9 protein-coding genes are annotated in these 9,066 nt (G+C 65.4%); 4 read left to right on the forward strand and 5 right to left on the reverse strand.

Annotated features, from left to right (window positions below):
* Window positions 1–16: 16 nt before the first annotated feature.
* The 4 genes from OU682_RS18735 to dsbD are packed head-to-tail and all read right to left on the reverse strand — an operon-like array spanning window position 17 to window position 4,000.
* Window positions 17–655 (reverse strand): DsbA family protein, encoded by a 639-nt coding sequence (locus tag OU682_RS18735; RefSeq protein ID WP_268943728.1) that lies wholly within the window; start codon window positions 653–655, stop codon window positions 17–19.
* On the reverse strand, window positions 652–1,389 hold the full coding sequence (locus OU682_RS18740) for a L,D-transpeptidase (protein ID WP_268943729.1): 738 nt from the start codon (window positions 1,387–1,389) through the stop codon (window positions 652–654). Before OU682_RS18740 ends, OU682_RS18735 begins: the two co-directional genes overlap by 4 nt.
* The gene (locus OU682_RS18745) at window positions 1,386–2,204 is read right to left on the reverse strand and encodes a TlpA family protein disulfide reductase (RefSeq protein WP_268943730.1); all 819 of its coding nucleotides are present in this window, start codon (window positions 2,202–2,204) and stop codon (window positions 1,386–1,388) included. Before OU682_RS18745 ends, OU682_RS18740 begins: the two co-directional genes overlap by 4 nt.
* The gene (gene dsbD / locus OU682_RS18750; RefSeq protein ID WP_268943731.1) at window positions 2,201–4,000 is read right to left on the reverse strand and encodes a protein-disulfide reductase DsbD; all 1,800 of its coding nucleotides are present in this window, start codon (window positions 3,998–4,000) and stop codon (window positions 2,201–2,203) included. Before dsbD ends, OU682_RS18745 begins: the two co-directional genes overlap by 4 nt.
* A gap of 102 nt (window positions 4,001–4,102) precedes the next feature.
* Between dsbD and OU682_RS18755 the strand changes: the two genes are divergently transcribed.
* The 3 genes from OU682_RS18755 to OU682_RS18765 all read left to right on the forward strand — a co-directional run bounded on the left by OU682_RS18755 (window position 4,103) and on the right by OU682_RS18765 (window position 6,825).
* Window positions 4,103–4,777, forward strand: a complete 675-nt coding sequence (locus tag OU682_RS18755; RefSeq protein ID WP_268943732.1) for a winged helix-turn-helix domain-containing protein — start codon at window positions 4,103–4,105, stop codon at window positions 4,775–4,777.
* A complete protein-coding gene (locus OU682_RS18760) occupies window positions 4,777–6,114 on the forward strand; it encodes a sensor histidine kinase (protein ID WP_268943733.1) in 1,338 nt (445 codons plus the stop codon). Before OU682_RS18755 ends, OU682_RS18760 begins: the two co-directional genes overlap by 1 nt.
* Before the next feature lie 96 nt (window positions 6,115–6,210).
* Window positions 6,211–6,825, forward strand: a complete 615-nt coding sequence (locus OU682_RS18765) for a DsbA family protein (RefSeq protein ID WP_268943734.1) — start codon at window positions 6,211–6,213, stop codon at window positions 6,823–6,825.
* Window positions 6,826–6,938: 113 nt separating this feature from the next.
* Here the strand turns inward: OU682_RS18765 and OU682_RS18770 are convergent, their stop codons facing one another.
* Entirely contained in the window at window positions 6,939–7,919 is a 981-nt protein-coding gene (locus OU682_RS18770; protein WP_268943735.1) for a BMP family protein, read from the reverse strand.
* Window positions 7,920–8,202: 283 nt separating this feature from the next.
* On the opposite strand from OU682_RS18770, the gene OU682_RS18775 reads away from it, so the two are divergent.
* Window positions 8,203–9,066 (forward strand): metallophosphoesterase (locus OU682_RS18775; RefSeq protein ID WP_329609827.1); only part of this gene is annotated, 864 nt, incomplete at its 3' end.

The raw sequence follows: 9,066 nt of genomic DNA on the forward strand, positions 1-9,066 counted from the left end.
GGTTGTGAACGGGGGATCAGGCGCTGCCGCGGGCCGCGGCAATGGCTGCGCGCAGGCGGTCGCGGTCGGGGGCGCCGGGAAGAAGGGTCTGGCCGATGATGAAGGCCGGTGTGCCTTGCAAGCCAAGTGCGGCGGCCTGCCGGCTGTTGCGGTCCATCAGCCCGTCCCATCTCTCGCGGTCCTGCCGGTAGGCGGCCAGCATGGCTGCGGGATCGAGCCCTGCTGCCATCAGGGTGCTGCGGACATCGTCCTCGGACAGACGCGCGGGCGTGGCCATCAGGGCCGCCTGTGCCGCGACATAGGTTCCCTCCTCCACCGCACCCAGCACCAGTTGTGAGGCGAGGACCGACGCCCCCCCAAAGATCGGCCAATCCTTCATCACCAGGCGGACATTGCCGTCTGCCTCGACCTCGGCCATCAGGTCGGAATGGCCGCGCTTGCAGAAGGGACACTGGTAGTCGAAGAACTCGACAACGGTGACGTCGCCCTGCGGATTGCCCAGCACCGGCTGATCGGGATCAAAGAGCACATCCTCGATGGTCAGGTCATCGGTTCCAGCCGGCGGGCGCAGCAAGGCCCAGGTTATGCCGCCAAGGGTTGTCAGAGCGGCGCCGAGGCCAGCGGAGGCCAGAAGGGCTCTGCGGTGAAGGGTCATGCGGGGTCTCCGGAGGTTTGGGTGGCCTGATCTGCGGCGGGCGGCGTGGTGCCCTGGCCCGACTGTGCCTCGGTCAGGACCACGACCTTGGTCATGCTGTCGGTGTTCTCGGCCAGATGGATGATGTCCTGGTTGAAGAGGCGGATGCAGCCGGCCGAGCTGGCGGTGCCGATCGACTGGGGATCGGGCGTGCCGTGGATGCGGTAGAAGGTATCGCCGCCGCTGTTGTGGATATAAAGCGCGCGGGCGCCCATCGGGTTTGCGAGCCCGCCGTCCACGCCGTCCTTCGAGGGACCGTAGTGTTCGGGGTTCTCGGCCAGCATGCTGTCGGTCGGGGTCCAGCGGGGCCAGTCCCGCTGGTAGGGAATATGCGCCTCGCCGGTAAAGCCGTAACCGGCCGCCCCCACGCCCACGGTATAGCGCATGGCCTTGTTGCCGGACCGGACCTGGTAGAGCCGCTTGGCATGCGGATCGACCACGATCGTTCCGACGGGTTCGTCGGTCCAGTAATCGACCTCCTGGCGAGCCTTGTCCTCGCTCAGCAGATGCGCGGGGATGGCCGGGACGGTAAGGTCTCCATCAGGCTTCGCGGCATACATGGTTGCCGTTTCCGCGCTGACCGGGGCCGGAGCCGGGGCAGGGGGCGGTGCGGCCAAGGCAGGCGCGGGGGTCTCGCAGGCCGCAAGCGCCAGCAGCGCCGTCCCGACGAGGAGCGCCTTGAGCAGTTGTGTCATCCTTGGTCCTTTGCAGTGTCGATCATGGTGCGCAGGGCGGGGCCCGAGATTTCGCCGGTCTGTGCGGCGACAAGCGCGCCTGTCGCATCGAAGACGAGGGTGGAGGGCAGGCCCAGGGCCCGCAGTCGGCTCATCAGGTGCGCCCGCGGATCGCGGAGCATGCCGGCCTGGGGCAGGCTCTCGGCCGCCAGAAAGGCCAGGATGCGGTCTGCGCTTTCGCCCTGGTTGGCGAAGACAAAGGACATCTCGGGCATCTCGGCCGCGAGCCTGGTCATCATCGGCATCTCGCGGCGGCATGGCGGGCACCATGTCGCCCAGAGATTGACCACCGTCACTTGGCCCTGCCCGGCCAGTTGGACAGGGCTGCCGTCCAGGGCCAGAAGCTCCATCACCGGCAGGCGCATCTGCAGGCGGGGCAGGGCCGCGATGATAGCCTGATGGGTTGCCGCCGTCAGGGCGGCCGCGATCAGCAGAGGCCGGAGAACCGCGCCGCGCCCTTTTAGCATCGCCACCAGAAGCGCCGCGCCCGCCGCAATCCAGCCGGCCCGTGCAGAGAAGCCCCCCTGCCATAACTTCAGCGCATCCAAAGGCGCTGCTGCGAAGTCGCTGGCGTGGGTGAGGACAAAGCCCAGCCGTGCGCCCAGGATCCAGGCGAGAACTGCCCATCCGGCCCAGGCCTCGACGGCGCCGGAGTGATCAGGATTGCGCTTGCGGCGGCCCGCGATCGTGGTGGCGGTCAGAAACAGCAGGATCGTTGCCACTGCTGCCAGGCGTGAGGCGTCGAAGACAAAAGGCCCGATGGAGACAGCGTTCACGGGGCCACCTGCGCGATCGAGGCCAGCAGGTCCGCGGAGTCAACATCGCCAATCAGCCGGCTACCCTGTGCTTCGGTCCCGGCGGCATCCACAAAGATCATGGTGGGTGGTCCGGCCGCGGCGAGGGTCTTCATCACCGCCTGTGCCTCGGCATTGAAGTCGGTCACATCGACCTTGATGCGGGCCAAATCGCCCAGGGCGGCCGCAACATGCGGGTCCGACATGGGCCCGCGCTCGATGGCGCGGCAGGTCACGCACCAGTCGGCCGTGACGTAGATCAGGGCCGGCTGTGCTCCATCCAGAGCGGTTTCCAGTGCAGTCTGGCTCGTCACGGTCTGGAACGGCACGGCTTCGGCGACCGCTTGGGTCTTGCGATCGGCCAGGGGTGCCAGGGGCCGGGCCGGATCGTCCGCGCCCATGGCCGCGCCGATGCCCTGGATCAAACCGGCAAAGACGAGAAGCAGCCCAGTTCCCGCAGCGGCGCGCACCGTTCGCGATGCATCCGGCGCCAGACGGTCCAGGGCGCCCAAGGCCACGCCGCAGCCGGTCAGCAGCACCGACCAGAGGAGCAGGACCACCGGCCCAGGCAGGATGCGCCCTGCCAACCAGATGGCCATGGCGATAAAGACGACACCGAAGCCTATCTTCACCCGTTCCATCCAGGCGCCACGGCGGGGCAGGATCTGCGGGCCGAAGGCGCCGACAGCCAGCAGCGGCACGCCCTGGCCCAGGCCCAGGGCAAACAGTGCCGCCGCGCCCAGGGCGACATCCCCGGTCTGGGCAATATAGATCAGCGCTCCGGCCAGGGGGGCGGTCACGCAAGGCCCCACGATCAGCGCCGAGCCGAAACCCAGCACCGCTGCCCCGCCCAAGGAGCCTGTTGCGCCCGTTCCCCGAGACAGCCGTGCCTGCCAGGCGGCGGGCATCTGCAGTTCGAAGAGGCCGAACATCGACAAGGCCAGCATCACGAAGACTGCCGCGATGACGCCGATCGCCGCCGGCGATTGCAGCACAGCCTGCAGGTTCGCACCCGACCAGGCCGCCACGATGCCCAAGAGGCCAAAGGCCGCGGCCATTGCGATCACATAGGCACCGGTGAGAGCCAGTCCGCGCCCAGCGGTCAGCCCCTGTCCCTGCCGGGTCAGCATCCCGGCCACGATTGGCACCATCGGCAGCACGCACGGCGTCAAAGACAGCAGCAGGCCGAAGCCGAAGAAGCCCAGCAGGACGAGAAGGGCACCGCCCCGGCCCGCCAGATCCGCAACCAGACCCTCACCTTCGGCCAGGGTCAGCCCTGCCCGCGCGGACGTGTTGGCGTCGTCAGCCGAAGGACCGGATGATTGCGCAACATCACCATCAGCCTGCCAGGAGCCAAAGGGATCGTCCTCGACGGCCTCCTCTGCCCGGATCGTGCCGTCGACCTCCAGCACCGCCTGCTGGGGGGCATAGCAGATGCCGTCCTGCTGGCAGCCCTGCCAGTGCAGCACCGTCGGCCCCTGCGGATCGGGGATGGTGATGGCTACCGGCGTTCGGTAAATCTCGTCACGCCCCAGCCAGGGGTCGTCATAGACCTCCCCGTCGGGCAGGGTGAGGGGCAGGGAGGTGCCGTTCGGCGCCTCTGCGGCAATCTTGCTGCGATAAAGATAATAGCCCGGCTGGACGTTCCAGGAGACTTGCAGATCACCCGAGGGGGCGGGCGTGATTGTGAGGACAAAGGCTTCGGCCGGATCGAGCGGCGGGCCGGGTTCCGCAAGCGCCGCCCCCGTTCCCATGGTCCATGCGGTGAGTGCCGCCAAGAAGATTCGTATCATCATGGTGTTGCGGCTAAGGAGGTCAGCTTAAGCCAGTCTTAAGGTTGCTCCGCCACTCCGGGCCTCGAAGAACAGGAAAGGATGCCCATGCGGCTCTTGATCGTGGAAGATGACCCGGTGCTGTCCGAGGGCCTGGTGGTGGGCCTCGGCTTGTCGGGTTTTACCGTCGATGCTGTCGCGACCCTGACCGATGCCCGGGAAGCCCTGATCCATAGCGAGTTCAGCGGCATGGTGCTCGACATCATGCTGCCCGATGGCCTGGGCACCGACCTCTTGGCAGAGATGCGGGCAGGCGGGAACATGCTGCCGGTGTTGCTGCTGACGGCGCGGGACCAGGTGCGAGACCGGGTCGCCGGATTGGACAAGGGTGCTGACGACTACCTGGGCAAGCCTTTCGATCTTGACGAACTTGCTGCCCGGATCCGGGCCATGCTGCGCCGGCAGGGCGGACGCGCCAGCCCGGTCCTGCACTGGAACGGGCTGGAACTGGACCCGGCAGCCATGACGGCCACGCGAGATGGCCAGCCCCTGCGCCTGTCGCGGCGCGAGTTCGCCATCCTGCATGCCTTGGCAGAGCGTCCCGGGCGCATCCTCTCCCGCGCGCAACTCGAGGAACGCCTTTATGGCTGGCAGGAGGACGTGGAAAGCAACACGGTCGAGGTGCATATCCATCACCTGCGCGCCAAGCTTGGCCGCGAGGTGATCGAGACGGTGCGCGGCCTGGGCTATTGCATGCCGGTGTCCGGCGCCAAGGCGGGCTGATGTCGATCCGTCTTCGCCTCATCCTGATCCTGACGCTGGCCACCAGTGCGGTCTGGCTCTCGGCGGCCCTCTGGATCAACATCTCGACCCGCGCCCAGGTCGAGCGCGTTCTCGATGCGCGCCTCTCCGAGGCGGCCAACATGGTCAGTTCGCTCATGGCGGATCGCCGGATCGCGCTGAATGACGCTGCCGCAGAGGCCACCATCGCCCTGCCGAGCGACGGCGGCTACTCGCGTCAGCTGTCCTGCCAGATCTGGTCGCTGCAGGGCGATCTGCTGGGGGCGTCCTCGGGGGCGCCGGATGCGAGGCTTTCCAATAACGAAGGCTTTGCCACCACCCAGATCGACGGCGAGCCGTGGCGGGTCTTCACCGTCATCAACCCCGATGTCGGGGTTCGGGTCATGGTCGGCGACCGGATGGAGGTGCGGGACCGTCTGGTGAGCGACGTGGTGCAAGGGCTTCTCTGGCCGCTGGCGGTGATCTTTCCCGCGCTCGCTCTGCTGATCTGGGTCAGCGTCGGGCGCGGCCTTGCACCCCTGGCGCATCTGGAAAGCGCCCTGCGCCAACGCAAGCCCGACGATCTGCGCCCCTTGCCGGAAAGCCGCGATCCGCGCGAGATCCGCCCCGTCCGCCGGGCCCTGAACAGCCTGTTTCAGCGTCTCGAGGATGTCCGGCGCTCCGAACGGGACTTCACGGCCTTTGCGGCCCATGAACTGAAGACACCGCTGGCCGGCTTGCGCACCCATGCGCAGATCGCGCGGATGGCTGCCGATCCGGCGGTGCGCGACCGTGCCCTGGCAGCCATCGCCACCTCGGTCGATCGCACCGACCGAATGGTGCGCCAGCTTTTGGATTTGACGGCCATCGATCACGACGCAACGTCGGTTGAGCGTCTCGACGTGGCGGCTCTGCTTGCCGAGATTACCCAACAGGCTGAAGATCAGGCCCATGCCAAGCAGGTGCGCCTGCTGGTTGAAGCCGAGCATCTTTCCCCGATTTACGCGTCCCGCATCCTGGTCCACAGTGCCCTGCGCAACCTGGTCGAAAACGCCATCCAGCATTCTCCCGCGGGTGGGGTCGTCGGCCTGATCGCGACCTGTGATGGATCATCAGTGACAGTCCTGGTTCGCGACCAGGGACCTGGCATCCGACCCGAGGACCGCGACCGCGTCACCGACCGGTTCTGGCGCGGTCCGGGCCGCGAGGTTCATGGCAGCGGCCTGGGACTTGCCATTGTCGCGGCGGCCGTGCAGCGCATGGGCGGACGACTGGAGGTGGGTGAAGGCACAGGAGGCCAGGAGATGGCAATTATCCTGCCGCTGTCGGAGATGTCGTGAAAGCCTTGCCGCCTTAAGGCACCCTTAAGGTTGGGGACTCATCCACCTTCCATGACGTGGCCCAAGAGCTGCGCCGACCTGGTTCGAGGATAATTTATGCAACGTCGGAACTTTCTGATCGCCAGCACCGGTTTGCTGGTTCTGCCCACCGTCGCTCTCGCGGCGCGGGACAACCCGATGCCCGAGGAACTGCGAAAGGCACTCGAGCGTGATCCCACGGCGCCCGTTCTCGGCAACCCCGACGGCGACGTGACGCTGACCGAGTTCTTCGACTACAACTGCCCCTTCTGCCGCGAGATGGTGGACCCGATCCACCGCCTGATCCTGTCCGACCCGAACCTGCGGGTGGTCTTCCGAGAGTGGCCGGTGTTCGGGCCGGACTCCGAGGACGCTGCGCGGGTCTCCCTCGCCTCGCTCTCGCAAGGCCGTTACTGGCAGATGCACAAGGCCATGTTCTCGATCAAGGGCAAGGCCAATGCTGATACCGCCCGGCAGGCGGCCGCAAAGGCTGGCCTCGACTGGACCCGCCTGGAACAGGACATCAAGGCCGAGCGTGTCGAGCGCCACATCACCTACAGCTTCCTGCTGGCCGAACACATGGGCCTGATGGGCACACCAAGCTTTGTCGCTGGCGACGAGGGGGCGTTTGGCAAATACAGCCTGGACGATCTGAAGGGCCTGGTCCAGCGAGCCCGCGAAACGCTTGGATAAGCTTGAGACCGGCGCATGCGGATGACGCGTGCCTTCGCAAAAGAAGGCGCAAAGGCACAAAAGCAAGTCGCCCCCTTACGGGGGCGAAGCAGGAACAGGCGGTCGGTATCTCGTCAAGGAGCCATTTCTGGCCCGTCATACTCTGTCGAGACCTCGATTTCGTCTCGGATGATCTTCTGCTTCAGTTCCTCGATCTGTGACTTAATCTCTGCCGGGACATCATCAGCCAGTGTCAGCGATACGGCCGTGGGGTTTTCCAGCCCGATCGCCTTGACGACTCCCGGCTTCCAGTTTCCCGTGGTGTAGTCCTGCACGGCTTCGACACTGGGAATGCTGACATCCGCGATGGCAGAGCCTGCAAAGACTTCCGGCTCAACCGTGGTCCAGTCGATCACGTTCCCGAACTGCCTGGTGCTGGTGCCCCTCATGGCGTCTGTTGCACCCTGGCGGCCGGCGTTCAGCATGGTGAAGATGTAGTCCGCACCCTGCTCCATCTGGGCCTTCGCCACGCGTTCGGACAATTCATTATCGTCCTGGTTGCCGGCAAAGATCGTCAGGAACTTTGCATCCGGATTGGTGTGCATCAGCCCGTTGTAGAAACCCCCGCGACCTTTCAGTCCTGGCGTGACGCGGATGCCCGAAATGTGGCCGACGACATCCGTCTTGGTCAGCAGGCCAGCGGCGGCTCCCCCAAGCCAGGCGCTTTCTTCCTGAAGAACCTCATAGCTCGAAAGGTTGGGACCGGTAACATTGCCCTGCACGACCACGAACGCGATCTCCGGAAACTCGGCCGAGACCTGCTGGGCCGCCTGGTTGTTCTGGCCTCCATGCGCTATCACCATATCTGGCCCATCTTGGGCAAGGCGGCGCAGCGCAGCAGCCAGCTGTTCCGGTTCTGGCTCTATCTTGTCGATGTAGCTGATCTTCGCGCCGAACTCTTCCTGGATCTTCAGCAGGCCATTGTAGCCTGCTTCCATGAAGCCGTTGTCTTCAATGTTACCGGCCAAGAGCATGGCCACGGATAGGCTGTCAGACTGCGCGTGCGCCGTTGATGCCATGAGAAACGATATCGCTGCATATCCTAGCTTCGTCATTTTCTTTCCCTCCCTGACCACGTGCAGCCAAGCATGGACTGGAAGTCTCGAAACACGGACCCATGATTGCTTAATGCTGTATAGCGAGGATGTTGAAGTTCGGATTTCGACCACGGCCTACGGTGCGGCCCGGCAGGACATGTCTGCCCGGACGGGGCAGGGGGGCCGTTCCAGTCTTCGATCGGCCTGACGGCACTGATCGCGTCTTTGCACCCTTTCTTAAGGTTGCCTTAAGGCTCCTGCGCTTGCTGCAGGATGAAACGCAGCGATGCAGGAATTGTGAATGCCACAGGTGACGCTATTTCAACTGAACGACACCCACGGCTACCTCGAGCCCCATCCGGAACTGCACTGGAAGGCTCACGGACCTGAACTGTCCGTCATGGGCGGGTTCGCGCGGATCGCAGGCATCCTGAATGCAGCCCGCCAGGAGACGCCGGGCGGGGTTCTGGTGTTCGACAACGGCGATACATTCCACGGCACCCCTGCAGTCACGCTCAGCAAGGGTGAGGCAGCCGTGCCCATCCTGAACGCTCTTGGCCTGTCGGCTATGACAGGGCACTGGGATTTTGCCTACGGTCCTGCCCAGGCTGCCCGGCTGTCCAGCCTGCTGGACTACCCGTTCCTGGCCGCGAACTGCCATCCCCTGACGGAAGAAGCCCCTCGGTTCCCACCGACCACCGTCTGCAAGGCGAATGGTCTGTCGATCGGGGTCATCGGGCTGGCTGCAACGATCCTGGACAAGACCATGCCGCCCTCGTTCTCGGCCGGGCTGCGCTTCACCGACGGGATCGAGGAAGCGCGTGCTCACGCGGCACGCCTTCGCGCCGAGGGCTGCGGTCTGGTCGTGGTGCTGTCGCATCTGGGCCTGCCGCAGGATTGCGCCTTGGCAGAGGCAGTGGACGGGCTCGACGTGATCCTGTCGGGGCATACCCATAACCGCCTGGAAAGTCCTTGGATTGTCAACGGAGCCATCATCATCCAGTCAGGATGCCATGGCAGTTATCTGGGACGTCTGGACCTGACAGTCGAACACGGCCGTATCACTAGTCACAGTCACAGCCTGATCCGGTCGTGTCGCGAATGTGGTGGAAATTGCCGGGCAGCGGGCTCCGGGCATGTGACGTTGGCTCCAGTCAGGCCGCGA

Source organism: Paracoccus benzoatiresistens (assembly GCF_026913015.1).
Taxonomy (GTDB): Bacteria; Pseudomonadota; Alphaproteobacteria; order Rhodobacterales; family Rhodobacteraceae; genus Paracoccus; species Paracoccus benzoatiresistens.

Excerpts from the sequence above, each read along its gene's own strand:
- OU682_RS18735 (WP_268943728.1), bottom strand. The coding sequence starts at position 655 with ATGACCCTTCACCGCAGAGCCCTTCTGGCCTCCGCTGGCCTCGGCGCC.
- OU682_RS18740 (WP_268943729.1), bottom strand. The coding sequence starts at position 1,389 with ATGACACAACTGCTCAAGGCGCTCCTCGTCGGGACGGCGCTGCTGGCG.
- OU682_RS18760 (WP_268943733.1), top strand. The coding sequence starts at position 4,777 with ATGTCGATCCGTCTTCGCCTCATCCTGATCCTGACGCTGGCCACCAGT.
- OU682_RS18755 (WP_268943732.1), top strand. The coding sequence starts at position 4,103 with ATGCGGCTCTTGATCGTGGAAGATGACCCGGTGCTGTCCGAGGGCCTG.
- OU682_RS18765 (WP_268943734.1), top strand. The coding sequence starts at position 6,211 with ATGCAACGTCGGAACTTTCTGATCGCCAGCACCGGTTTGCTGGTTCTG.
- OU682_RS18770 (WP_268943735.1), bottom strand. The coding sequence starts at position 7,919 with ATGACGAAGCTAGGATATGCAGCGATATCGTTTCTCATGGCATCAACG.